Genomic DNA, 26,153 nt, shown 5'->3' on the forward strand with positions numbered 1-26,153 from the left:
CCGGTCAGATGCCGGAAGGCGGCGGGGTGGACACTGTTTCCGGTGGGGCATCCCCGTCTGCCGGTGATGCCCCGGACGCATCGCACGCGCCGCCAGCACCCCGCGATTCCAGGCAATCGGGCCGGAGTGTAAAAAACTCGCCGAGCAAATACAAGGAGCCGCACAGCAGCGCTGGGCCTTGCGGAGCAAGGGCGGCTGCCTCGTGAAGGGCGGCGGGCAGATCGCGCACGGCGCGGGCCGTGGGGCCGATCAGGGCGGCCAGGTCCTCGCCGCGCGCGGCCCGGGCGTTGTTCTGGATGGTGGGCGCCAGCACCGGCGCATCCCCGGCCAGGCGGCGCACCTCGTCGGCCACGGCGGCCAGATCCTTGTCCGCCAGGCACGAGAAGATCACCACGGCGGGGCGCACGCACTGGTCGGCCAGGGCCGCGCGCAGGGCGGCCAGCCCGTGGGCGTTGTGCGCGCCGTCTATGACGAGACGGGCGGGCAGGGGGGGCAGATCGGCAGGGGCTGCCGGGGAAGGGGCATGCGCCGCCGAAACTTCAGGCGCGGCTGTCGCGTTGGTGTCCGTGGCGTGCGTTTCCACCCATTGCAGGCGGCCGGGAATCCATGCCTCGGCCAGTCCGCGGCGCACGGCGTCCTCGCGTGTTTGCCACGCGTTGGCCTCGGCCAGGGTGGTCCATGCGGCAAGCGCCAGCATGGCGTTACCCCGCTGGTGCGGCCCGGCCAGCCCCAGTTCCGCTGCGGCGGGCAGTTTCACCACGTCCTCCGCCGCGCGCAGGGGTGCGCCGCAAGCGTCGGCGGCCGCGCGCAATTCGTCCATGGCGTCCGCAGGCTGCTGCGCGGCGACGGCGGGCACACCGGGCCGCAGCGCCCCGGCCTTGTCGGCGGCGATGGCGGCGATGGTGGGGCCGAGTATGTTTTGATGATCCAGTCCGATGGGCGTCACGCATACCACGTCTGCGGCCACGGCGGTGGTGGCGTCGTGCGCGCCGCCAAGGCCAGCCTCCATCACGGCAAGCTGCACGTCGGCCTCGCGGAAGGCCAGCAGGGCAAGTACCGTAAGGAGCTCGAAATAGGTCAGCCCCTCGCCGCCCGCCGCCATGACCCGGTTGGTGAGGTCGGGCCACAGTTTGGGGGGCAGCATGGCCCCGTTGATGCGGATGCGTTCGCGCGGGGTGACGAAGTGCGGCGAGGTGTACAGCCCCGTGCGCAGCCCGTGCGCCGTGCCGATGGCCGCGAGGAACGTGGACGTGGAACCCTTGCCGTTGGTGCCCACCACTTGGGCCACGGTGAACGGCGGCGCGGTGAGGGACAGCGCGTCGAGCACTCGCTCCATGCGGCCAAGCCCAAGGTCCATGTGGAACATGCCCAGCTTGTCCAGGTGGGCTTGTACGTCGTCGTAGGTGGCGAAAGGAGATGCAGAAGAAGCGTGTGTCATGGTGAGCGAACCTGTATAAGGGGCGGAGCCGCGCCCGGCATCCGGGCATGCGGAAGGGGCGCATCCCTTTGGGTAGGACGCACGGCGGGGCGCGTCAAGCGGGGGCGCGGATTGCACGCGCAAGACACGGGGCGCAGAAGTGGGCTCCCCCCCCCCCCGGCGGGAAGTGCGGATTCGGAAGCCGGTGGCCTGCATGGCCGGATTGCCCAGACGCCTTGCGCGCGGGACGTCAGGAAGGCAGTGGGTGTTCCGGTGCGCCGACGATGCGCCGGACAGACGGCATGCTCCCGCCGTGGCGGCCTTGCGGTCCGTGCCCTGGCCGTTGCCACCGTTACCCCTCCGTTACCCTTGACCGGCGGCACTGGCTCGGCTAGAAAAATCCCCTCTCGTCACGCGCCCGTAGCTCAGGTGGATAGAGCAGGAGCCTTCTAAGCTCTTGGCCGGGGGTTCGAATCCTCCCGGGCGCGCCAAAATGAAATCAAGTGGTTGGATGATAGAAAGAGCATGCTCGGCAAGGGTTGGAAAAACTTTTCCAACCCTATTTCCAACCTTGGGGATGTGAATAGAAATATCCTGGTGGCAGTCCAGGTGAAAGCAGAGGGCGCGGAGCTTGTTCCGCGCCCTCTGCTTTTTGCGTGCGCGGACGTCTATCGTCGTCGGAGTGGCTCTTTGGAGCAAGGTAGCCCACCAAAATAGCCAGAGGCTTGTCGCCTTCACTGCAAGCTCTCGAATTTTGGTCCTTGCGGAAGGGGGGGCTGAATCTCTCCCCCGTCACTCATCCCTCTCTCTACACGCCCGAATGCGGGCAAGGGGGTGGGTTCGTCCCCGTGGTATGTCGTGGGGAATGCCATCTTTATGATGGCAGCCTCTGTCGTCGGCTTCCGCCACCATGCCAAGTATGTCCACGAACGTCAGTCTGTGCACATGTGTCATGGCGCTGTTGTATTCTTGTGGATGGGAATTGGGAGTGAGCACGGTTAATGTATCGTTGTTATCTGTAGAAATTGTGAGTATTTTTGTTTTTCTAATTTTAAATGCTTGAAAATATTATATAATTTCTTATAAAGAAGGGAGACAGTGAAGAAGTTGTATTAATCTTCAAATGCGTGTGCCAGCGCACAGACGAAGTGGATGACTCTTGCAACTATGATGGTCCAGCCTCTCGCGATGTCGCGAGAAAAGAATTCACCAGGAGGACATCATGCGCACACCTACAAAACAAGAGTTGTCCGCAAACATTCAGAAAAGGGTCAAGGCATTCAGGCAGCAAGCAGCCGGAAACAGGGCTCCGCCGAAACCCCTGCCGTTGCCTGTGGGGGAGTGCCCTCAGGTCACCCCCGCAGGCAAATTCTCTGACGCGTCAAGGCAGATCGACATCGACAGCGCGTTGAGAGATTTGCTGCGTGTTGCCAGGGGTGAAGCTGTCGTTGTTGAGACTGCGAGGGCGGGCGGCACGTTTAAGGCCAGCGAGGATAAGTTTGCGAGGAGGTGGCAGCGGCGGCTTGGCGCAGCCAAGATCGCCTGGGGCAAGCTGACCGAAGATGAACTGGTCCAGTCCGAAGGGCATGCCCTGACACTGGTTGGCTTGATACAGGAAAGATACTCCGTCACGCGTGGCGAGGCGGTGGAGCAGGTCAAAAGCTTCTTCGCCAGAACCAGTTGGATCTAAGTATTCGATGCCTGTCGTTTTGCCAGGGGGCGCGGCAGGCATCGTCGGCGTGCTCCCTTGGCATGGAAATGGCCATGCACCATCCGGGAGCATTAAAAATGCAAACGACGGAGACCCACATGTACATGCAATGCCGCAATTATCTCCTCGCGGCGGCCATCGCGCTGACCATGGCTGCGCCTGTCGGCGCGATGGCCGCCGAGGCCGTATCCCAGAATGTCACCGACGCCCGGCAAGAGGCCCAGATCTGGACAACGTATGCCCTCAGCCCGTACCTGCGCGCCAGCACCATAAACGTGGCGGTGCAGGACGGCAAAGCCACGCTGACCGGGTACGTTGCAGAAGACGTCAACAAGGAGTTGGCACGGGAAATCGCCATGGGCGTTACCGGCATCCGAGAGGTGGACAACCGGATAATCGTTCAGTCGGACTACTCTCCGCCCGAGTCGAATTCGACGCGTGGCTACGGTGACGTGATTGACGACGCCAACATCACGACCTCGATCAAGTCGAAGCTGCTGTGGAGCAGGCACGCGGATGGTTTGGCAACCAGCGTGGTAACGGAGCGGGGCAAGGTGACGCTGCGTGGTGATGCCGATAACATGACCGCCAAGAACCTTGCCGGTCGCCTGGCCGTGAACACGCCGGGTGTCGTGTCCGTGGACAATCAGCTGGTGGTCGGCAATGCCAAGCCGACAGCGGTTGACGTTGCCAAGGACACTGCGGCTGAGGCCGGAAGCGACATCGCCGACAGTTGGATCACGACGAAGGTGAAGTCCACCTTCCTGTACTCCAGCAATGTTGCCGGTTCCAACATCACGGTGAACACCAGCAAGGGCGTCGTCACGCTCAGCGGCAAGCTGAGCAGCGGCGCGGAACGTGCCCTTGCCGTCGAACTCGCGCAGAACGTGCGCGGGGTCAAGGGCGTCAAGTCGAAGGGCCTTACGTTCTGATGGCAGGGGTTTGGTCGAAGGTCACCGCGTGGCATGAACATGATGCGCGGTGATCTTTTTCGTGATGCGACCCCACCTTTTCGCCCTCCGGCAGGGGGCTGTGGTTGTCCGTTTTTTTGATGCTGCCCGGGCGAGGATGCCCGTGACGCGCAGGGGGGCTGGCCGGACGGGCTGTCTCCGCGTTTGATGATAGTCGTTTGGTTCAAGTGAACAGGTGCGCGCAAGCGTCGGCCTGCGTCTTGTAGCATTTGCAGGACGCCGCCTCCAGCCCGGTGCGGTTCAGGACGCGGATGTGGCCGCGCGTGTAGTGGATGAGTGCTTTGGTCTGTAACGCCCCGGCAGCAACAGTGATCCCGCTTCTGCGCACCCCCAGCATATCGGCAAGCGCTTCGTGCGTGAGGTAGAAATTGTCGGCGTGCGCACGGTCCTGCGCCAGCAGCAGCCAATAAGCCAGCCGCTGTTCTATGGGATGGAACCGTGTACACAGCGCAGTTTTTGACAAATCATCTATTGTCGCCGCGAGGCGCATCTGGAGAACATGAAGCAGGCGAGAGCTGGCGTGCAGGGCACGGAGAAAGTGCATGGTGCTCATCTTCAGGGCGCTGCCCGCACCGGACACGATGGATTTCATGGAGGAAGAGTGAATTCCCAGGATCAGTGACGTGCCCAGCATTCCTTCGTTGCCGATCAGGCCGACAGTCATGCGCTGGTGTTCGCCCTGTGTCGCAATCAGCGATATGAATCCGGCAAGGGGGAAGTATACGTGCTGGTAGCACTGGAATGGTTCATGGAGAACGGTCCCCGGAACCATGTCGACTGTCTCGCAACTCGTAATGATTCCGTTGCGTTCGTTGTGTGTCAGGCTCTCGACCAGGCAGTTGACGCCTGGATGGGGAAGGGCGGCGGACATGCTCGTATCCTTTGGCACAAGGCAGCCAAGGAGCGGCACGAGAATGGTGCCAGCAATCTCGATGCCCCAACATGAATGGTCATCGGGCGGTTGTCTGTGCGCCACGGCACGGTGGACGACGGCTACCGGTGCCGCAAGGGACGTCGTCTGCCACCTGTTTGTCTGTCAGCCCCTGCGCGGAGCCGTAATGTACGGAAGAAGGCGGTCGGTTTCCTTCTTCACGACAGCATAGCACTCACAACTCAATTCCTCGAGCTTTGGTCTGTCAAGGACTGTTATTCGTCCGCGACTGTATTCTATGACGCCAAGTTTTTGCAGTTTTCCGGCTGCCTCGGTAACGCCTTCGCGACGGACACCAAGCATGTTTGCGATGAGTTCCTGCGTCATGGTCAGCTGGTTGCTTGGAAGCCTGTCAAGAGAAAGAAGAAGCCATCTGCACAGTTGCTGATCTATCGAGTGGTGCCGGTTGCATACGGCGGTCTGGGCCATCTGGGTGATCAGCGACTGGGTGTAGCGCAACATCAACTGCAACATCTCGCCATGGCGGTTGAATTCATCCTTCAGAATTTGCCCCTGCAGCTGGTAGGCGTGTCCTGCGCTTTGCACAATGGCCCTGCTGGGTGTGCTTTCCCCCCCCATGAAAACGGCGACCCCGATGAGCCCCTCGTTCCCGACCACGGAGATTTCCGCCGATGCCCCGCTTTCCATTACGTAAAGCAGGGACACGATGGCGTCGGTTGGGAAGTAGACGTGGCGCATGGCGTCGCCGGATTCATACAGCACCTTGCCGAGCGGCATCGGCACCAGTTCCAGATGGGGGAACAGACGTTCCTGAACGTTGTGGGGCAGCGCGGCCAGAAGGTGATTCTGGCGGGGTGAGGGTGTCTCCTGCATGCCAGCCTCCTTGATGGAATGGCAGTCTCGCCGGAAAGAATGCGTCAACTGGCGCAACCTATCTGTACGGTAGCGCACATTGCGCCCGTCCGTCAGCCTCTCCGTTTCCTCCTCACCACGCACGGGTCAGTGCAAAATGAAGAGCCCTATGTGCGCCATCGAACGGAAGGTATCCGAGAAGGGGCTACATTGGATGTGCTGGGAATTGCCCTTAACGCCAACGGGAACCGGGTGCATCGGGATGCTTGAACTTGTCGCATTCGTGCTCGTTGCCGTGTGGCTGATGGGGCTGGGGGCCTCATCTCCCATGGCCGGATTCATCAATTTTCTTCTGGCCGTGGGGGTGGTTGTGGTCGTTGTCCGGATCATCCAGCGCAGGCGGTTGTAATCCCGGCGTGCATGCAGAGTGCATGGTGGCGCGGGGTGTTCGTCCGGGAGACTCAATTTTCGGACGGACAGCTCAGAACCCGAAACAGTTGCAGGAGCGCAATATGGAAAACTTGCTTTGGTTTCTCGTCATCGGTCTGGTTGCGGGTTGGCTCGCGGGCGCCCTGATGAAGGGGGGCGGGTTCGGTCTCGTGGGTGATCTCATTGTCGGCATTATCGGTGCGGTGATTGGTGGTGTTCTGTTCGGCGCGGCAGGCGTGGGCGGGGGAGGGCTGTTGGGGGCAATCCTCATGGCTACCGTTGGCGCGGTCATTCTGATCCTCTGCCTGCGCCTGCTCAAACGTGCATGAGCGACGTACACCGAACCAGACCCTGAAGTGGTCGTGGGTGCGGGAACATGCATCGATGCCTGCTTCCCTGCATCACGACAAGAGCGACATGGTTTGGCGGAATGCGGCTGTTGTCGCGAAAAACCTGCATCATTTTCACACAGGAGTATTTCCATGAAGTCTCCCAAAATCATGGCGCTGTTTCTCGCAATCGTCATGGCCCTTGCACTCGGTTGCGCATCGACATCGACATCGGAAGGAACAGGCGAATACATTGACGATACCGCCATTACCGCCAAGGTACAGACGGCCATTCTTCAGGAGCCTTCCCTGACGTCTGCCGAGATCAATGTCGAAACCTTCAAGGGCGTGGTGCAACTGAGCGGCTTTGTCGGATCCCGGGCCGAGATCAACACCGCCGTTCAGGTGGCGCGCAAGGTCAAGGGGGTGAAGTCCGTACGCAACGACATGCTTGTCAAGGGGCAGCAGTAACGGGGTGATCCGGCCTGTTAGTCCTGTCCGTTTGCCGTGCCCTCCGCGCTGCTAACGCCATGGTTGGGTTCATGTTTTTGCCTTGTGCCCGCAGTGTCCGCCTTTGCGGAAGGAGACTCAGGAATGGAGGAGGAAACCAATACCGCACGCAGTGCCCTTGCCCGCGCCTGGATACGTTGGTGTGGGAGAGAACAGGTGTTGCCGCAAGGCGACGAAGAGCTGCCGCTTCGCTCGGAACTGCTCAGCGCCGACCAGATGGAACAACGCGGTAAAATCCTGGCGGAGATGCACACCCTGCGACCAGGCCGCTCGCGCGAGCGCCTGCTGGGCAGGCTGGCCGCGAACGAACGCCTTTTGCTCGATGTGCATGCCCTGCTGACGGAAGACATAAAGGCCGCACATCGCATATCGCCCGCCGGGGAATGGCTGCTCGACAACTTCTACGTGATCGAGGAGCAGATACGCACGGCCAGCCGCCACCTGCCCAAGGGGTACAGCCGTGAATTGCCGTACCTTGCCACCGGACCTTCGGCCGGGCTTCCCCGGGTGTACGACATGGCGTTGGAGACAATTTCGCATGGCGACGGAAGGGTCGACCCGGAAATCATCCACCGCTTCGTAACCGCCTATCAGTCGGTTACCCCTCTGAAGCTGGGCGAACTCTGGGCGATTCCCATCATGCTGCGCCTGGCGTTGATAGAGAACCTGAGGCGCGTTGCCGCACACATTGCCGTGCACAGGTCCGAACGGGCACATGCCGACCATTGGGCCGACCTGCTGACGAGGACTGCCGCCAGAGAGCCCCGCAGTCTTATCCTGACCATCGCCGACATGGCCCGCTCTTCTCCGCCCATGACGAGTTCCTTCGTGGCCGAGCTGACCCGCCGGTTGCAGGGGCAGGGGCATGCGCTGGCCCTGCCGCTTACGTGGATCGAGCAGCAGTTGTCGGAATCGGGGCTGACCATCGAGCAGATGGTGCGTTACGAAAACCAGCAGCAGGCGGCCGATCAGGTAACGATGAGCAACAGCATCGGCAGCCTGCGGACCCTTGGCGCACAGAACTGGCGCGAATTCATCGAATCGATGAGCATTGTCGAGCGGATACTGGGAGAAGACCCTGCCGGTGTCTACGACAGCATGGATTTCGCCACTCGTGACCGGTACCGCCATGTTGTGGAAAAGGCGGCCAGGCGCAGTCGGCTTTCGGAAGGAGAGGTGGCCCGGAAGGCGGTGGAACTGGCAGGCGAAGTGGCAGCCCGGAGCGGCTGCGATGACCGCGCCGCGCATGTGGGGTTCCATCTGGTCGATGCGGGGACGGCCCGGTTTGAAAGGGCGGTGGGCATGCGCCTGTCGCCCGCGGTGCTGCTGCGAAGGGCAGGGCGCAGGATTCCCTTGCTGGCCTATGCTGGCGGTACCGTGGTCATGACGGCATTTTTTGCGGTGTGTCTGGTGGGCAAAGCGCGTGCAGACGGGCTGGACGGCTGGGGGCTGGGGCTGTTCGCCGTGCTCGCAGCACTGTGCGCCAGCCATCTGGCGGTGGCCCTGTCGAACTGGCTGGCCACCCTGTTGGCCACGCCGCGCCCGTTGCCCCGCATGGATTTTTCAAAGGGAATACCGTCAAGCGCGCGGACGCTGGTCGTCGTGCCGACCATGCTGACCAGCGCGGACGGCATCGACGCCCTTGCCAAGGCGCTTGAAGTCCGCTTTCTGGCCAACAACCACGCGCACCTGCACTTCGCCCTGCTTACCGACGTGCGCGATGCCCCCGAAGAGGCGACGCCGGAGGACGAACCTCTGGTGATGCTTGCCCGCCAACACATAGAGGCATTGAACGCGCGATACCCCGGTGCCGATGGCGATGTGTTCTTCCTGTTCCACCGTCCCCGGCGGTGGAACCCGCAGGACAGGGTTTGGATGGGGTATGAACGCAAGCGGGGCAAGCTGGCCGACCTGAACGCCTTTCTGCGAAAAGGGGATACGGGCGGGTTTGCGCTCGTGGTCGGTGAAACGGCACCGCTGTCCGGCGTGCAGTATGTCATCACGCTGGATACCGACACGCAACTGCCGCGCGAAGCGGCTTGGCGGCTCATCGGGGCCATGGCGCACCCGCTCAACCGGCCCTGCTACGACGGGCATCGCCAGCGCGTCACTGCCGGGTACGGCATTCTTCAGCCACGGGTCACCGCCAGCCTGTCGGGCGCCAACCGGTCGCGGTACGGGCGCATGTGCGCAAGCGAGATCGGCATCGACCCGTATACCCGCGCCGTTTCGGACGTGTATCAGGATCTGTTCGGCGAAGGCTCGTTCATCGGCAAGGGCATCTATGATGTCGACGCCTTCGAGCAGGCCCTGGGAGGGCGCTTTCCCGACAACCGGATACTCAGCCACGACCTGCTGGAGGGGTGCTACGCCCGCGCGGGACTGATGAGCGACGTGCAGGTGTACGAGGACTACCCCTCGCGCTACGGTGCGGACGTGAACCGCAGGCACCGCTGGATTCGGGGTGACTGGCAGATTGCCCGCTGGCTGTTTCCGGGCATCCCCGGCCCCGATGCGCGCATGTGCAGGAACCCGCTTTCGGCGTTGTCGCGCTGGAAGATCCTCGACAACCTGCGGCGCAGTCTCATGGCAGCGGCGTTGACGCTTCTGCTGGTGTCGGGCTGGACCATGCTGCCTTCGGCATGGTTCTGGACGCTGGCCGCGACGGGCATCATCCTGTTGCCTTCCCTGCTGTCCCTTGTCGCGAATGCGGTTCGCAAACCCGACGACGTCACGCCGAGACAGCACCTTGCAGCCGTTGTCCGTTCGGTCCCCCGGTATTTTTCGCAGGCATTGTTCACTTTGGCATGCCTGCCGTACGAGGCGTTCTTCAGTCTGGATGCCGTGCTGCGAACGGAATGGCGAATGCTGGTCTCGCGCAGGCATCTGCTGCAATGGAATCCGTCAGGTGAGCCGGAGCAGGGCGGCCGCACGGGGCTCGTCGGTTCGTACCGGACCATGTGGTTTGCACCTGCCGCTGCGGCTGCCGTCAGTGCCGCCCTCATGGTGGCAGGTCCCGCCGGTTTTCCGAGGTTGGCCGTTGCCGCGCCGGTCCTGTGCCTGTGGCTTGCCGCACCGGCCATCGTGTGGTGGCTTGATCGTCCGCTTGTCCGTCTGCAGGAACGCCTGACGGCGGCGCAGACCATCTTTCTCCGCAAGGTCGGGCGCAAGACATGGGCCTTTTTCGAGACCTTCGTGGGCCCTGCGGATAACTGGCTGCCGCCGGACAACTATCAGGAACACCCCGTGGAAGCGGTGGCGCACCGCACCTCGCCCACCAACATGGGCCTTGCATTGCTGGCCAACCTTGCCGCCCATGATTTCGGCATAATCTCGGTCGGGCGGTTCGTGCAGCGCACGACAGACACGCTGCACACCATGAACCGGCTGGAGCGCCACCATGGGCATTTCTTCAACTGGTACGACACGCAGACCCTGAGCCCGTTGCCGCCCCGCTACATCTCTTCGGTCGACAGCGGCAATCTTGCCGGGCACCTGCTGACACTGCGGGCAGGATTGCTTGGCCTCGCCGACCAAAGGATACTGGACGCCCGAGTGCTCGACGGGCTTGCAGATGCCATGGGCATCGCGCTGGAGCTCGCCACGGGCGTCGCCCCGAATGCTGCAACCGCAGCCGCTCCCAAGGGGGCCGTGCCGGTCCTGCTCGCGCAGCTTCGCCGGGACATGGAAGCCGCGGTCAGCGCCCGACCGAATACCCTCGCTGCCCTCAGGCGCAGCCTCGAACGGCTGGCTTCGTCGGCCATGGCCGTTGACGTAGACATGGAGCCTGCCGCCGGGGGGGCGGAAAACCCGCTGGCATGGTGGATTCGTGCCTTTCACGGCCAGTGTCGGGACGCGCTGGATGAATTGGCCCTGCTCGCACCATGGGCGGAGCTGGTGCCCTCGCTGTATGCCTTCGGGGACTTTTCGTGCCTTGATGAGGTGCCGACGCTGCGGGAACTGGCAGGGCTGGAGGTCGCGCTTCAGCCCCTGTTTACCCGGCATTCCGACCTGGAACAGGGTGCTGGGGTTGACGAGCTTCAGCGCCTTGTGGCGACAGCCAGCGGGCACGCCCGTGCGCGCATCGCGGCCATCGACGAATTGGCCTTGCAATGCGGCGTTATGGCCCGAATGGAGTACGGGCTGCTGTACGACGAATCGCTGCATCTGCTGGCCATCGGCTACAATGTGGATGAGCGACGGCGCGATACCAGTTGCTACGACCTGCTGGCATCGGAGGCGCGGCTCGCCAGCTTCGTGGCCATCGCGCAGGGGCAGTTGCCGCAGGAAAACTGGTTTGCCCTCGGACGCCTGCTTACCCTCGCCGGTGGGGAGCCGATTCTCCTTTCATGGAGCGGCTCGATGTTCGAATACCTGATGCCGATGCTGGTAATGCCGAGCTATGCGAACACGCTGCTCGACCAGACCTGCGCGGCCGCCGTGGCGCGGCAGGTGGAATACGGAAGGATGCGCGCCGTGCCGTGGGGTATTTCGGAATGCGGCTACAACGCCATAGACGTGCACCGCAACTACCAGTATCGGGCCTTCGGTGTGCCGGGGCTGGGCCTGAAGCGGGGGCTTGCCGAAGATCTGGTCATTGCACCGTACGCCACGGCGCTGGCATTGATGGTGGCCCCCGGCGATGCGTGCCGGAATATGGAACGCCTTTCGGCGGAGGGGTTTGAAGCTCGCTACGGCTTCTACGAGGCCATCGACTACACCCCCTCGCGTCTGCCTCGCGGGCAGGCACATTCCGTGGTCCGTTCCTTCATGGCCCATCATCAGGGCATGAGTTTTCTGGCCTTGTCGCACGTGCTGCTGGACCGCCCGATGCAGAAGCGCTTCGAGTCCGATTCCATATTTCAGGCAACCCTGCTGCTGCTTCAGGAGCGCATTCCCACCGCCACGGCAAGCTACGCGCACACGACGGAACTGTCGGAGTTGCACACGGCTTCCGGCATACAGGAAATGCCGCTTCGCGTTTTCTCCAGCCCCGATACCCCGCAGCCTGAAGTGCAGTTGCTGTCCAACGGAAGGTATCACGTCATGGTGACTAACGCGGGCGGTGGCTACAGCCGCTGGAACGACCTTGCCGTCACCCGGTGGCGGGAGGACGGCACCTGCGACAACAGGGGCACCTTCTGCTACCTGCGCGACCTGGCCAGCGGCGAGTTCTGGTCCGTGGCCCACCAGCCAACCCTCAGACGCGCGGAGCGCTACGAGGCCGTTTTTTCCGAAGGGCGCGCGGAATTCCATCGCAGTGACCTTGGCTACGACATCCACACTGAAATAGCCGTCTCGCCCGAAGACGACATCGAACTGCGTCGCGTGCGCGTCACCAACCGTTCACGGGTGCGTCGAAAGCTGGAAGTGACCAGCTACGCGGAAGTGGTGCTGGCTCCGCCTGCCGCCGACGCGCTGCACCCGGCGTTCAGCAACCTTTTCGTGCAGACGGAAATACTCCGGCGGCAGCAGGGCATCCTGTGCACCCGACGCCTACGGGCCGAGGGCGAGCATGTTCCATGGCTGCTGCATGTGATGGCCGTGCGCGGGGTGGATGCGGAGACGGTCTCCTACGAGACGGACCGCATGCGGTTCATCGGCCGGGGGAACACCCTTGCCGCACCGCGGGCCGTCAGCGGCAAGGGCGCGCCGGACGTCCTCTCTGACAGCGAAGGATCGGTCCTCGATCCCGTGGTGGCCATTCGCTGCCGGATCACGCTGGAACCGGGGCAGGCGGCAACCGTGGACATGGTGACGGGTATCGGGGAAACCCGCGATGCGGCCGTGGTCCTTGTGGAGAAGTACCACGACAGGCGCCTTGCGGACCGTGTTTTCGATCTCACGTGGACGCACGGGCAGGTGCTGTTGCGCCAGTTGGGGGCCTCCGAAGCCGATGCGCAACTCTACGGGCGGCTTGCCGGTTCCATCCTGCATGCCAACCCCGCACTGCGGGCCGACGAGGACATTCTGGCCCGTAACAGCAGGGGGCAGTCGGGCCTGTGGGGCTATGCCATTTCCGGCGACCTGCCCATCGTGCTGCTGAAGATCGAGGACCCGGCCAACATCGAACTGGTGCGCCAGATGGTGCAGGCTCATGCCTACTGGCGTCTGAAGGGGCTGGCGGTCGATCTGGTGATCTGGAATGAGGACCACGCCGGGTACAGGCAAGAGTTGAGCGACCAGATCATGGGACTCATCGCCGCCGGTATCGAGCCGGGCGTCACCGATCGCCCCGGCGGCATCTTTGTCCGGTCGGCAGACAGGATTGCGGAGGAGGACCGCATTCTTATCCAGTCGGTGGCCCGCGTCATCATCTCGGACGGCATGGGAACACTGGAAGAGCAGATGGATGGACGCGACGGTGTGGCCATGACGGTGCCCGCGCTCGTCGCCACGCGTACCCATCGTCCGGAACAGGTGGCGGAAGCGCCGCTCCCGCGTGACGACCTGATCTTCTACAACGGCCTTGGTGGCTTTACACCCGACGGTCGGGAATACGTCATCACCACCGCCCCCGGGCAACTGACGCCCACGCCGTGGGTGAACGTGCTGGCCAACCCGCACTTCGGAACCGTGATCTCGGAAAGCGGCCTTGCCTGCACCTGGAGCGAGAACGCCCATGAATTCCGGCTCACCCCGTGGGGCAACGACCCCGTGAGTGATTCGCGGGGAGAGGCGTTCTACCTGCGCGACGAGGAGCGCGGCCACTTCTGGTCGCCCACGCCGCTGCCCCGCCGCGGGGCGACGCCGTACGTCACCCGGCACGGGTTCGGCTACAGCGTGTTCGAGCATGTCGAGCGCGGCATTCGCACCGAGATGTGGGTCTATGTGGCGATGGATGCGGCGGTCAGGTTCACGGTTCTCAAGGTGCGCAACATGTCTGGCCGCACCCGGCGCCTGTCCGCCACCGGGTATGTGGAATGGGTGCTCGGCGATCTGCCGCCCAAGGCCGCCATGCATGTGGCAACGGAAATTGCCCCGGAGAGCGGTGCGCTGTTCGCGCGTAACCCCTACAATACCGAATTCGCCGATCGGACGGCGTTTTTCGACGTGGATGAGGCTTCGCGCACCGTTACCGGCGACCGGGTCGAATTCCTGGGCCGCAACGGTACGCACGAGGCCCCTGCCGCCATGCTGCGCAAGCGGCTTTCCGGCAGGGTGGGCGTGGGGCTTGATCCGTGCGCCGCCATGCAGGTGGGGTTCGAGCTGGCCGCCGGGCAGGAACGGGAGATCGTGTTCCGGCTCGGCGTGGGGCGCACCCCCGACGAGGCTCGGCAACTGGTAACCCGCTTTCGCGGCCTCTCGGCCGCGCGAGCCGCGCTGGACACCGTGTGGGAATATTGGGCGCGCACGCTTGGCGCCATACACGTGGAGACACCAGACCAATCACTGAACGTGCTGGCCAATGGCTGGCTGCTGTACCAGACGCTGGCCTGCCGCCTGTGGGCGCGAGCCGCCACCTATCAATCCGGCGGGGCCTTCGGCTTTCGCGACCAGTTGCAGGACGTCATGGCGCTTGTGCATTCGCAGCCGCAACTGGTGCGCGACCATCTGCTGCTGTGTGCCGCGCACCAGTTCGTGGAGGGTGATGTCCTGCATTGGTGGCACCCCCCCATGGACCGTGGCGTGCGCACCCACTGTTCGGACGATTACCTCTGGCTGCCGCTTGCGACGTGCCGCTATGTGCAGGCCACCGGGGACACGGGCGTTCTGGATGAGTCGGTGCACTTTCTTCAGGGCCGCCCCGTGAAGGCGGACGAGGATTCCTATTACGACCTGCCTCGGTACTCCGATGAGGCGGCCAGCCTGTATGAACATTGCGTCCGGGCCATCATGCACGGCCTTGCGTTCGGCAGGCGCGGCCTGCCGCTCATCGGCTCCGGCGACTGGAACGACGGCATGGACCGCGTGGGCGAACAAGGCAAGGGCGAAAGCGTGTGGCTCGGTTTCTTCCTGCACGAGGTGCTGACGCGCTTTGCAGAGGTTGCCGCAGCGCGAGGCGACGTCCCCTTTGCCGGGCGTTGCCTGAACGAGGCAGATACACTGCGCGCCAATATCGAACGGCACGGCTGGGATGGCGGGTGGTACCGTCGCGCCTATTTCGACGATGGCACGCCGCTGGGGTCGGCGGGTAATGCCGAAGGCAGGATAGATTCCATCGCGCAGAGCTGGGCCGTCCTTTCCGGGGCGGCGGACCGGGAGCGGGCGCGCATGGCCATGGATGCCGTGGATGAGCACCTTGTGCGGCGCGCGCAGGGGCTGGTCCAGCTTCTGGATCCGCCGTTCGATACATCCGCGCAGAACCCCGGCTACATCAAGGGCTACGCCCCCGGTGTGCGCGAAAACGGGGGGCAGTACACGCACGCCGCCATCTGGGCGGCCATGGCCTTTGCCCGCATGGGGGACGGCCGCCGCGCGTGGGAGCTTTTCACCATCATCAACCCGGTGAACCATGCCCTGTCCGGGGATGCCGCAGCCGTCTACAAGGTGGAACCCTACGTGGTTGCCGCGGATGTCTATGCGGCCCCACCGCACGTGGGGCGCGGCGGCTGGACGTGGTACACGGGCTCCGCAGCGTGGATGTACCGGCTGATCGTGGAATCGTTGCTGGGCATTAGTCTGGAAAACGGCAGGTTGCGGGTTTCGCCCTGTCTGCCCGAAGGATGGGCCGGTTTCACCCTGCATTATCGATATCACGGGTCGGTGTACCATTTGGAGGTTCTGCGATCTCCGGAAGGGGGGGACGGCGTGCGCCTGCGCGTGGATGGCGCCGACCAGGAAGGAAACAGCATCCTTCTCGTTGATGACGGGGCCGAGCATCGCGTTGAGGTTCGTGTATCGGCTGGCCATGTGTGAAGGCGGAGTTACTCCATCATGCTGACGGTCGTTGGTTGTGTCGCCCGACGAGAGCGGAGAGCCTTCATGATATCTCGTTGGGTTCCCACTTCCATGCATTCAAGGGCGCGCGGCCCTTCGTTTCGTCTTGCCAACGCGCCCCACTGCATACACCTTGGGTAGTGAACCTTTGTCGGCAGGATCAGCGAAGCCGTAGGGCGGTTGACCATTCTCCGCGAGCAGGCGGGGTCACTCCGGCTGCGGCGTATCAACCGTACCCACACCATACGCGGGTCGTTTGCCGCAGAAGAGGACCAACTCAGCGAAGCGCAGATTACCGCCATTCTCGACGGGAAACGGGTCATTGCTCCTCCTCGTGAAGTTCAGGAGGTGCGCAATGCCGTTGCTGCGTACGAGCGTTTTGATGACTGGAACCCTGTCGTCGAAAAGGATCTGCTGGAAGCGCACGGCATCCTGATGTCCGGCCTGATCGACGAGGCAGGCAGCTACAGCCGGGGTGGCGTCGGCGTGTTGGAAGGCTCCCACGTTATCCACCTGGCACATCCGGCGGACCGCTTGCCCGCGCTTATGGGCGATCTGTTTCACTGGCTGGCGACCAGCGATGCCCACCCGTTGGTTGCAAGTTCCCTGTTCCACTACGAATTCGAATTCATCCATCCCTTCGCCGACGGGAATGGCCGCATGGGGCGGTTGTGGCAGAGCCTCATTCTGACCCGTTGGAACGGGCTGTTCGCCGATCTCCCGGTGGAGAACCTGATCTTCGCGCACCAGTCCGAATACTATGAGGTGTTGCAGGAAAGTACGCGGCAGACGGACAGTGCCCCCTTTATCGAGTTCATGCTCTCGATGATTTTCGATGCCGTGAGCGCGTCCGTTGCTCCAGATGCCCCCCAAGTCACCCCTCAAGTCACCCCCCAAGTCGGGCAACTATTGCAGGCCATACATGGCGAAATGCCCCGTGAGGCGTTGCAGGATGCACTTGGTCTGCAAGACCGCAAGTCTTTCCGGGAGCGCTATCTCAAACCAGCCCTGGCGGATGGGTTCATCGAGATGACCGTTCCCGACGAGCCCAATAGCCGCTTGCAGCGGTATCGACTGACGGACAAGGGGCACCATTGGCTGCAACTCCGTCGTGAAGGGTAGGTTCCAGGCAAGGTTGTTGGCGGTTCCACGGCAGTGCCCGCAAAGCATGTTTGCGGCATAGGGGGGCCGCAGCCCCCCTGCAGTTTGTCCTAGCTTCCTCTTGTCTCACCCTCTGGCAACGCCAGTTGCGCTTCCTCTTCGCGCTCCTGGCTACCTTCCAGACTTGCCAGAGTGTCGGATACGATGGCCGCCACGAACAGGCCCCCGACAGCAGCCAGGCAGCCGCCCAAAAACACCCAGGCCCTGTTTATTCCCTCGTCCCTGGATTCATGGTCAGTCATCGATGCTCTCCTTGACGACGTTAAGTACCGCGATGGCGATGGCGAGGATTGATCCCCAGTTCATATCTCTATCCTCCTCGGGGTGCGGACCTTCGGGCAGTCCGCGAAGAGGACGCATTCCGCAGGTGGCAGAAGGCACCTCTTCCACGGCCAGAACCGGCACAGGTACATCCAGCGCATACGACCTCCTTGTCGGGGTGTTGAAATAGAAAAACCCCGCCGGAGCGGGGTTGGTGGGATGCGAGCGCAATATCTGATCAGGCTTGCAGAGCGCGTATGGCTGCGTCGGGCGAACGGTCAAAAATCCGCAGCAGCGCGGCGGCTGGGCCTGTGGGTGTTCGTCGGCTTTGCTCCCAGTTCTGCAGCGTCTTGACACTGACACGCAGGAGTGCGGCGAATTCCTGTTGGGAAAGCCCTATTCGTCCCCTGATGTTTTTCACGCGCGCTCCGGTCACCTCGAAAGAAGGAGATGGAAACCCGCGCTCCCCGGCCATATCGACGGCCTCTTTGAGGCTTGTGGTCAGGTTCTCGAACAGCGTCTTGTCCATGGGGTCCCCCTTTTGGTCTTGCTGCGGGATACGCTGATTCTTTTGCTGATCAGCATGCCCATTGCTCTTTGAATATACAGGGTTGATATCGTGAGGTCATCCTGCTGCATCGTTGAAAGAGAACGGGGAGGCGTGGTGCCTCCCCGTTGTTCGTTGCCGGTGTTGTTCATGTTCGCATCATGTCGCGCGCCTTCCGACCAGCGCGCCCTGCAACAGGCCGAATATCGCCGGGGCAAGTTCGGCCATGGTGTTGATCGTCCGGTGCCGTCCCGGCAGGTGCTGCAGGATGTTCACAGCACCGATGCCGATGGCGTAGACCTCGAACCCCAGCCGTTCGGCGTGCCGGATGGCTTCCAGGGCGCATGTCGGCGTGTCGGGATCGCCATCGGTCAGCAGCAGGATGAGCTTGCGAGCCTCACGCAGGGGCAGCATTTCCTGCATCACCCACCACAGGGACTCGGCCAGTGGGGTGGTCCCCACCGCGGACATCAGGAGCCTCGAATGTACCCGCTGCCCGTGTCGCACCAGGCGGCCCACGGTTTTCTGTTCCGTTGACGCCGGGTCATGGCTGGCAGGGAAGGCGGTGATGGCCACGTTGATGCCGATGGTCTCAAGGGCCGAGGCCACGGCATGGCAAGCTGTGCTGGCCAGCCTGATGTTCGGGGTCATGGACCCGGAGCAGTCGAGGAGCAGATGCACTGCGGTGTTGATGCCGACGCGCGTTCCCTTGCGCATGAAGACGCGGGCGTCATCCGTGGCGATGCGGTGGAGCCTGCGCGGGTCGAGTCTTCCGCTCCGTGCCCCGTGGGTCCGGCTGACGGTCGCAGCCTGCAACAGGCCATGAAGCCGCGTCCGCAGGGCCGTTGATGCGCGTTTGGCCTCGGCGATGTCGTCGGGGTGCAGGTCCCAGCTTACCTTGTGGGTGACGGTGGCCACGTTCACAGGCAGTCCATCGCTTGCGGGTGTCTCAAGTTTCAGGGCCTCGCCAAGGATTGCCCCGAATTCCTGCGGAAGCTCGTCCTCTTGGGCATGCAGCAGGTTCCGTATCCGTTCCCATGGTGATGCCGTGGGCTGGTTGCCATTGCCTGGCGCACCATCCGGGCCGCCCCCAGTTTGATTGGCGTCCGGATTCGTACCTGACGCGGGTTGCGGCGTTTCCGTGGCCTTGCCCAGTTCAACGACGATGGCCCGCGCATGGGCAATGGCCTCGGCAGTGGATGCGCACGAGGTGCATACTGCTTCGACAACACAGGCCATGCGGGTAAGCAGGCCCGGATAGAGTTTATCGAGATGTGCCGCGATGGAGTCGCGTTGTTTTCCGATGACCGGGACATCCCATGCCCTGACTGTGAGCAGCAGCCAGTTCAGGAACATCACTGCGGGATCGTCGGTTGTCGCTGTAACCTTGCCGCCGAAGAAGTGTTCGATGAGCCAGTCGAAGTTCCCCCGACAGCCGGGGAACGCCGTGACCAGCCGATCCTCAACTCTCCAGTCTTCGATGATGTTCCAGACATGGTGCTCAAGAGGGGTAAGGTTCGCGGCCTTCAGCACCGCGAAGTCGGTATCCCGCAGGTGGGCGGCTTCGTGGTCCACGTACCCGCGGGCCAGTGCGAGGAAGGTGTCGGGCGCGTCCACCGGCAGTGCGGGGAGATGGATCGCGCAACCGTCCGTGTAGGCCTCCGTGCCCCCGATGGTCACGGTGACGCCGTATTTCCTGCCGAGCACGCTCGCCACCAGCGGCAGCGAGCGCATCACGGCGCGTGTATCCAGCATGTTGTCCTCCAAATGCGAAAAGGCCCCGAAGCGTGGTGCTCCGGGGCCTTTCGTGGCTGGTGTGTATCGGATGATCAGGCGGCGGCGCCGAGCAGCCGCCAGTACGGTTCGAAGCTGGCAGCCACCAGCGCGCCGATCTGCGCGAGGAAAGGGGCATAGTCGCCGCGCACCCCGATGGCGTCGAGGTTCTCGTAGTATGCGGCCCGCTGTTCCACCGGGATGATCACCGTGGGGAACCCGGCCCGCATCAGTTCAAGGTTCATCAGCAGCCGGGCGGTGCGCCCGTTGCCGTCCGTGAACGGGTGGATCACCACGAAGTCGGCATGGACGCGCGCGGCCAGTTCCACGGGGTGCAGGCGCGCCGCTGCATCCGCGTAACAGCGAAAGAAGGCGTCCATGCGTTCCTGCACGTGCAGGGCATCCGGCGGGGTGTGCCCCGCGCCGGAGATGATGACATTGCGGGTCCGGTAGCGGCCCGCGTCATCGGCAATGCCCCTGAGTACGAGTTGGTGCAGATCCTTCAGTGTGCGTTCGTCCAGCCCGCGCCCGTCCTGCACCACCTCTTCGAGAAAGCCGATGGCTTCCCGGTGGTTGATGGCTTCAAGGTGCTCGCGCATGGACTTGCCGCCGATGGTCACCCCGTCTTCCAGCACCACCTTGGTTTCCATGAGGGTCAGCGTGTTGCCTTCGATGGCGTTGGAATGGAAGGTGTACCGCAGCACCATGTCCGCCCGCAGCTCAGCCACCATGTCGGGCGGCAGCGGACGATGCCGGTCGAGCCGCTCCTTGAGGGCGTCGAGTTGGGCGAAGTCGATGGGCGGTGTGGGCGATGGCGTTGTCATGGTGTGCTCACGGGTAACATGCAATCACGTCAACAGTCTCGATAGGTAAACGGGTTGGCATGGCCTGTCCAGCCACCTGCCACAGGCCGCAATTGGGCAGCACGGGTTGCATGACTGGCCGTTTTTGCGTTGCAATAATCATCCATGCGAGCGCCAGGTTTGGCACGGGCGACGTGGTCGCCAGGCTTGTTGTGGGTGCCGCCACGGTTGCCGCAAGTGTCCACAATCTTGATAAAACGCGCCGCCTGCATGGAGAAACGGCGGGGACAAGGGGGGCTGGGCTTTTGCGGTGCAGCCTTCCGGCGTTAATCAGCGGGGGATTTCGCCAGCTTTCCGATGGCGGCGTTGATCCTCGCGATCAGGTCGTCCCCGACATTGCGGCTGAACATCAGGTAGCGGTACTGATGCGGCGGCACGTCCCGCAGGACGGCATGGTTTGTCTCGTATCCGAAGGTGTCGGCGGCATGGTCGCTGTCGGGCTTGCGCGCAAGAAATCCGTTGATGCGCCCGGCAGCCAGCATTCTGTAGAGTTGTTCCGTCACCCCCGAGACCCTGTGGACGTGCGCGGAGTGCGCCTTCAGGATAGTGTCGGCTTGTTGCCCGTACGAGTATCCTTCGATGGCGCCTATGCGAATGCCGGGTTGCGCAAGGATGTGCGCCAGCCTGGCCTGCGTCCTGTCCGGCAGGAATGACGGCGTGGCGTAGATAAGGAGCAGGGGGCCGTCGTCGTACATGGCATCGCTGAACTTGAACGTTGCGGCTCGGCTCGGCGTCTTGAAAAAACCGAGGGCTGCCGCTGTTTGTGTGGCCGCTTCCAACTCTTGCAGTATCCTGGGGACGGGCATTGGCCTGAACTCGTGGTCGATGTCCGCCAGACGCAGGATATCCTTGGCCGCATCCACGAGCAGGCCTGCCGCCGTGCCGTCGGACAGGGTGTGCGAATAGGGTGGACGTTCCACATAGAAAATGATGAGCGGACCGCCGATTGCCGGGCTGACGGCGACCACAAACAGCAGCGCTGCGACGAAGGCGGCGATTGCGAGGCGCGATGTCGCCGTCCATGCGCGGCGCGTGCATGGCGCAGCTGTTTGGGCGATGCGCGATGGCAGGGCGCGTTTTGCGGCGAGCGGCGGTTTGGACCGGACGTGGGGGCGGAGAGTGTCTGGCAGGCGTGGCATGGGCGGCCTTGCTTTCCGGAGGTGATGTTCCCGGGGCTTATTCGTGAATGATGCAAGGCGGCGTGGATTCTTTCAAGTACTTTTCCGGCGTGGCCCGTGCGTTGCTCCGCCCTGCAGGGGGATGATAAAATGTTTGGCAGGCGTGTTGTTTCACGTCGCCATGGATATGGCCCGCGTGCAGGCAGTGACGCGTCTGTGTTATTCGGGGCCCGGTGTGCGCGATGGGCGTTGCCTCGGTGCCCCGGTGACAGGGCCGCCGGAGGGACCGTTCCGGGCGCAACGGTCCGGGGACCCGGCGTCTGCGCAGGCGGGCAGTGCGTGATGTCCTGGTCAGCGGGCAGCTTTGCGGCTGCACGAAAACGGCAGGTCTTGCATTTCGCAATCCGGGGGCTTCATTACTGTTTTTCGCCTGTCCGGCCGTAATCTGCCGCGCAGTCCAATGGAATGCGGCGTGCGTGGCCGTACGTCGCGCAGGATATATTATGAAACATTCGCGCAAGAGATTGACAGGTGCGCATAACAATGTATGTCTGCAAGTGAGTTGTGCAACCTGACAATAACTGACCGAGGTTCATATGGACGACATGTTCAAGGAAGCTCTGGAGCTGGTGAAGGCGCAGGCAACTGTCCGCGCGATGACTGCTGATGAAATGACCAGCATGGTAAGCGCTCTTGCCAAGAGCCTGCAGGCCCTGTCGCAGCCCGTGGCGGAGTCCGCAGGGGCAGCCTCTGTCGACGCTGTGAAGGCGGATTCTGCAAAGTCCATCAGGGAGGCAGCCGTCACCTGTCTTGAATGCGGCAAGGTGTTCAAGATCATCACGGCCAAACATCTGGCCCTGCACGGTCTGGATGCCGATGCCTACCGCGAGAAGTGGGGGCTGAAGAAGGGCACCCCGCTTGCCTGCAAGGCGCTTGTGCGGGCTCGCCGCAAGAAGATGAAGGAGATGCAGCTCTGGGAGCGCCGACGTTCCGCCGCAGGCGCAAAGACCCAGGCGGCGGCTGCCGCGTCCGTGGCCCCTGCTGCCAAACCCGCGAAGGCTGCCAAGGGCAAGGGCGGCCCGAAGAAGGCTTGACGCGCGGGGCAGTTGCCCTGCGATTGTAAAAGGGGGCGCCAGCCCCCTTTTCGTTCGGTTATTCCAGCCCGCAGAATCGCTCGACGACCGCATTCAGGGTGACAATGTCCGCGGGCTTGGCGATGTAGGCATCCATGCCCGCGCCCAGAAAGCGTTCCCTGTCGCCCTCCATGGCATAGGCTGTCAGCGCCACGATGGGAATGCCCGCCTTGTCCGTCCCGGCTCCGCCGTCGCGGATGCGCCCGGTTGTTTCCAGGCCGTCCATGACCGGCATCTGGATGTCCATGAGCACCATGTCGTACGCTCCCTCGGCCAGTGCCGACAGCCCGGCGCGGCCATCGCCCGCCACGACGACGGCGTGTCCGGCCTTCTCCAGCATGCGCCGCAGGGCCATCTGGGTGGTCGGGTCGTCTTCCACCAGCAGAATCCGGCGGGGAGGGCGAGCGTCCCGCATGGTGTCGGACGTCACTCCCGCCTCGTCCCGCTCGTCCCGCGCGTCCGGCCCGTCTGGCCCGCCTGGCCCGTCCACTCCCTCCGGCCAGTCTGCTCCGCCTGGTCCATCCAGAACACCTGGCCCGCCCGGTCCATCAGCTGTTGCCGACTCGTTCGGCACATCCCCCGCCTCGCCGGGGGCGGCCAACACGGTGAAGGGCAGGCTGACGCACGCCGTGGTGCCCGCGCCTTCCTCGCTTTCGATGGTGATTTCCCCGCCCATCAGGTGCACCAGCCGCTTGCAGATGGAAAGCCCCAGCCCGGCGCCCTGGTGCGAACGGCGCATCCCGTTGCTGACCTGAGTGAAAGGATCGAACAGTTCGTCCAGCTTGTCTTCCGGAATGCCGCATCCGGTGTCCGCAATGGTGAACAGCACCCGGCAGGCGGGGCCGTGCAGCGGGGGCAGGCGGTGGGCCGCCAGGGTGATGCCGCCGTTTCTGGTGAACTTGAAGGAATTGCCCAACAGATTGGTGAGCACCTGTTGCACCCGCACGGTATCGCCTTGCAATGTCTCGGGAATGGCCGGGTCCATGCGGACGTCGATCTGTATTCCCGTTTGCAGCGAGATGGGCAGGAACAGTTCCACCACTTGCTGCACCGATGCCGCGGGCTGGAAGGGAACGTGGCGCAATTCCAGCTTGCCCGCTTCGATGCGCGACAGATCCAGCATGTCGGCAAGCAGCCGCGTCAGCCGCTTGCCGGACTGGATGGCGATGTCCGCATAGCCCGCCTGCTCTGCATCCAGGTGGGCGGTACGCATGAGTTGGAGCATGCCCAGGATGCCGTTGAGCGGGGTGCGTATCTCGTGGCTCATGTTGGCCAGGAATTCGCTTTTGGCCTTGCTGGCGGCTTCTGCCCGCAGCTTGGCGTTAAGCAGTTCGATCTCCGCCGTCTTGCGTTCGGTGATGTCCTGGAACGTGCCGAGGATGAGCTGTTCCCCGTGCTCCTCCACGCGGCCCACCGCGCGCAGGTGTGTCCATTTGCGGGTGCCCCGGCTGGTGATGATCTCGCACTCCAGTTCCACGGGGGTGCCTTCGCGGGCCACGGTGTGCAGCATCTCCGACACCCCGGGCCGGTATTCCGGCGCGAAGAACGCAATGCCCTCGGCAAGACCCGGCTTGTAGTCCGGCGGCACTTCAAGGATGCGGTTGATCTCGTCGGTCCAGACCAGCGTGTCGGACCGGGTGCCCGCCTTCCACCCGCCCACGCGGGCGATGCGCTGGGTTTCCAGCAGAAACATTTCGCGTTCGCGCAGGGTGTCTTCAGCCCGGCGGCGTTCGGTGATGTCCTCCGCGATGATCAGCCCGTACAGAAGGCCGCCGGCGGGGGCGAAGACGCACTTGAGAATGCAGCTGACCAGCGTGGCCTTGTTGCCCGTCACCGAGGTGTAGTTGCCCTCGTACAGGCCGATGCCGCCTTTGAAGGCGGTGCGCACGGCACGGAGCATGTCCGGGTCGCGCAGGTCGTGCAGCATGTCCAGTCCCAGCACCTTGTGGCGCGGCGCGCCCACGATTTCCTGGAACGTGGCGTTGAGGTCGATGATGCGGCCTTTGCCGTCGAAATGGGCGATGCCCACGGGCGACTGGTCGAACAGGATGCGGTAGCGTTGCTCGCTGTGGCGGATGTCCGCCTTGGCCTGGCGCAGGCGGATGACGTGGAAGAACAGGAAGAACGTCAGGGCCAGGATGACCACCAGTGACGCCGCGGCCACCCGCAGTTCGCGCTGGTAGACCACCCACGGCGAGGAAGGCGTGTTGATGATGCGGCTGCCCGGCGGCAGTTGGCTTTCCGCGATGCCGAAGCGCGCCAGCACGTCGTGGTCGAAGATGTACCTGTTGGCCGCATCGCCCCCGACCACGGGAATGTCGCCGGGAGGGGCGCCGTGCATGATGCGCAGGGCCAGTTGCGCCGCAATGCGCCCCTGCTCGAAATGCGAAATGACCTTGCCGCCCGCCAGTCCTTTGCCCAGGCCGTGTTCCCATAGGTGGAACACCGGCACCCCGGCATGACGCAGGATGAAGGCCAGGCTTTCCTCGAACTGTCTGGGCGAGCCCGCCGCGTCTTCGTAGGCCGAAAGCAGCAGGAGGGCGTCGCCGGGAGGCAGGGCGGCGATGCGGCGGCCCAGGTCGTCCCAGGTCAGGTCGGTCAGCGTCAGTTCTCCGCTGGGGGCCTGGGCGTTGCGGGCGGCCAGTTCGCGAAAGGTGAGCGCGTCCGCCCGGCCGGACAGCGTGGCGTCCGAGATGGCATGGATGGTGCCGCGCGGGCGCAACTGGCGGATCAGGTCCAGCGTTTCCTGCATGGAAACGGCCTCGATGACCCCGGTAAAGGCGGCGTTGCCGTTAAGGCCCTGGGCCAGCGCCACGTTGTTGACCCCGCAGAAGACCACCGGGGAGGTGGGGAACAGAGCGTCCCGGTATTCCAGGGCAAGGTTCAGCGCGTTGTCGTCCGACGTGATGATGACATCGTACGGGGCCACGCGTGACAGCTTGTAGCGCAGATGCTCAAGAAAATGGGCCTGGTTGCGCGGGTCGTTGAAGCGCTTGCTGTCCATGAACTCCACGTCCAGGACCACGCCCGCCGGGTCCAGTTCCGAGCGGATGCCGTCGATCTGCTGGAAGAAGGTGGGGAATGCCGGGTGGTAGGAACTGATCAGCAAGGCCCGCTGCGGCGCGGCATGGCCCCGGGTGGGGCATGCCGCCAGCAGCAACGCGCAGGTCGCCACAAGAATCAGGGCGTGCGGCAGGCGCAAGGTGCGGCGTGCGGCGGGGGGGCACGGCGTTGCAATGCCTGCGGGGCGGGGGAAGAGGGAGGGACAGGCGGTGCGGGTGCTCATGGCGGTGTCCGGTTTGCTGC

17 protein-coding genes and 1 tRNA gene are annotated in these 26,153 nt (G+C 63.6%); 9 read left to right on the plus strand and 9 right to left on the minus strand.

What is annotated here, in order from left to right; translation table 11 throughout:
- Nucleotides 1–4 precede the first annotated feature (4 nt).
- Nucleotides 5–1,438, minus strand: coding sequence for a bifunctional folylpolyglutamate synthase/dihydrofolate synthase (locus RVX_RS04110; protein WP_116304846.1), 1,434 nt, complete (start codon nt 1,436–1,438; stop codon nt 5–7).
- 393 nt (nt 1,439–1,831) lie between these two features.
- On the opposite strand from RVX_RS04110, the gene RVX_RS04115 reads away from it, so the two are divergent.
- The 3 genes from RVX_RS04115 to RVX_RS04125 all read left to right on the plus strand — a co-directional run bounded on the left by RVX_RS04115 (nt 1,832) and on the right by RVX_RS04125 (nt 4,060).
- Nucleotides 1,832–1,908, plus strand: a tRNA-Arg gene (locus RVX_RS04115).
- 731 nt (nt 1,909–2,639) lie between these two features.
- Nucleotides 2,640–3,107 carry a CsbD family protein gene (locus tag RVX_RS04120; RefSeq protein WP_147307506.1) on the plus strand — a complete coding sequence of 156 codons (468 nt, stop codon included), beginning with the start codon at nt 2,640–2,642 and terminating at the stop codon, nt 3,105–3,107.
- Between the two features lie 119 nt (nt 3,108–3,226).
- Complete coding sequence (locus tag RVX_RS04125) at nt 3,227–4,060, plus strand: BON domain-containing protein (protein ID WP_116304848.1); 834 nt, start codon at nt 3,227–3,229, stop codon at nt 4,058–4,060.
- 202 nt (nt 4,061–4,262) lie between these two features.
- Here RVX_RS04125 and RVX_RS04130 read toward each other — a convergent pair whose 3' ends face one another.
- Together RVX_RS04130 and RVX_RS04135 are read right to left on the minus strand one after the other, a co-directional pair.
- Nucleotides 4,263–4,970 (minus strand): Crp/Fnr family transcriptional regulator, encoded by a 708-nt coding sequence (locus RVX_RS04130; RefSeq protein WP_116304849.1) that lies wholly within the window; start codon nt 4,968–4,970, stop codon nt 4,263–4,265.
- A gap of 165 nt (nt 4,971–5,135) precedes the next feature.
- Nucleotides 5,136–5,864 carry a Crp/Fnr family transcriptional regulator gene (locus RVX_RS04135; protein ID WP_116304850.1) on the minus strand — a complete coding sequence of 243 codons (729 nt, stop codon included), beginning with the start codon at nt 5,862–5,864 and terminating at the stop codon, nt 5,136–5,138.
- A 241-nt stretch (nt 5,865–6,105) separates the two neighbouring features.
- Here RVX_RS04135 and RVX_RS04140 point away from each other — a divergent pair, with 241 nt between their 5' ends.
- The 5 genes from RVX_RS04140 to RVX_RS04160 all read left to right on the plus strand — a co-directional run bounded on the left by RVX_RS04140 (nt 6,106) and on the right by RVX_RS04160 (nt 17,113).
- The gene (locus RVX_RS04140; protein ID WP_116306324.1) at nt 6,106–6,252 is read left to right on the plus strand and encodes a lmo0937 family membrane protein; all 147 of its coding nucleotides are present in this window, start codon (nt 6,106–6,108) and stop codon (nt 6,250–6,252) included.
- A 103-nt stretch (nt 6,253–6,355) separates the two neighbouring features.
- Nucleotides 6,356–6,601 carry a GlsB/YeaQ/YmgE family stress response membrane protein gene (locus RVX_RS04145; RefSeq protein WP_116304851.1) on the plus strand — a complete coding sequence of 82 codons (246 nt, stop codon included), beginning with the start codon at nt 6,356–6,358 and terminating at the stop codon, nt 6,599–6,601.
- A gap of 153 nt (nt 6,602–6,754) precedes the next feature.
- The gene (locus RVX_RS04150) at nt 6,755–7,072 is read left to right on the plus strand and encodes a BON domain-containing protein (RefSeq protein WP_116304852.1); all 318 of its coding nucleotides are present in this window, start codon (nt 6,755–6,757) and stop codon (nt 7,070–7,072) included.
- A gap of 195 nt (nt 7,073–7,267) precedes the next feature.
- Nucleotides 7,268–15,970, plus strand: a complete 8,703-nt coding sequence (locus tag RVX_RS04155) for a GH36-type glycosyl hydrolase domain-containing protein (RefSeq protein ID WP_230404355.1) — start codon at nt 7,268–7,270, stop codon at nt 15,968–15,970.
- Nucleotides 15,971–16,171: 201 nt separating this feature from the next.
- Nucleotides 16,172–17,113 (plus strand): Fic family protein, encoded by a 942-nt coding sequence (locus tag RVX_RS04160; RefSeq protein WP_230404357.1) that lies wholly within the window; start codon nt 16,172–16,174, stop codon nt 17,111–17,113.
- A gap of 89 nt (nt 17,114–17,202) precedes the next feature.
- On the opposite strand, the gene RVX_RS04165 is transcribed toward RVX_RS04160, so the two are convergent.
- The 5 genes from RVX_RS04165 to RVX_RS04185 all read right to left on the minus strand — a co-directional run bounded on the left by RVX_RS04165 (nt 17,203) and on the right by RVX_RS04185 (nt 21,735).
- Nucleotides 17,203–17,394, minus strand: coding sequence for a hypothetical protein (locus RVX_RS04165; RefSeq protein WP_116304855.1), 192 nt, complete (start codon nt 17,392–17,394; stop codon nt 17,203–17,205).
- 257 nt (nt 17,395–17,651) lie between these two features.
- Nucleotides 17,652–17,942 (minus strand): NadS family protein, encoded by a 291-nt coding sequence (gene nadS, locus RVX_RS04170; protein ID WP_116304856.1) that lies wholly within the window; start codon nt 17,940–17,942, stop codon nt 17,652–17,654.
- Between the two features lie 177 nt (nt 17,943–18,119).
- Entirely contained in the window at nt 18,120–19,715 is a 1,596-nt protein-coding gene (locus tag RVX_RS04175) for a cobaltochelatase CobT-related protein (RefSeq protein ID WP_116304857.1), read from the minus strand.
- Between the two features lie 74 nt (nt 19,716–19,789).
- Nucleotides 19,790–20,557 carry a Fic family protein gene (locus tag RVX_RS04180; protein WP_116304858.1) on the minus strand — a complete coding sequence of 256 codons (768 nt, stop codon included), beginning with the start codon at nt 20,555–20,557 and terminating at the stop codon, nt 19,790–19,792.
- A gap of 305 nt (nt 20,558–20,862) precedes the next feature.
- A complete protein-coding gene (locus tag RVX_RS04185; RefSeq protein ID WP_116304859.1) occupies nt 20,863–21,735 on the minus strand; it encodes a substrate-binding periplasmic protein in 873 nt (290 codons plus the stop codon).
- A 575-nt stretch (nt 21,736–22,310) separates the two neighbouring features.
- On the opposite strand from RVX_RS04185, the gene RVX_RS04190 reads away from it, so the two are divergent.
- Entirely contained in the window at nt 22,311–22,808 is a 498-nt protein-coding gene (locus tag RVX_RS04190; RefSeq protein ID WP_230404359.1) for a MucR family transcriptional regulator, read from the plus strand.
- Nucleotides 22,809–22,866: 58 nt separating this feature from the next.
- Here RVX_RS04190 and RVX_RS04195 read toward each other — a convergent pair whose 3' ends face one another.
- On the minus strand, nt 22,867–26,133 hold the full coding sequence (locus tag RVX_RS04195; protein ID WP_116304860.1) for an ATP-binding protein: 3,267 nt from the start codon (nt 26,131–26,133) through the stop codon (nt 22,867–22,869).
- Between the last annotated feature and the right edge of the window lie 20 nt (nt 26,134–26,153).

The organism is Nitratidesulfovibrio sp. HK-II (genome assembly GCF_003402415.2).
GTDB lineage: Bacteria > Desulfobacterota > Desulfovibrionia > Desulfovibrionales > Desulfovibrionaceae > Cupidesulfovibrio.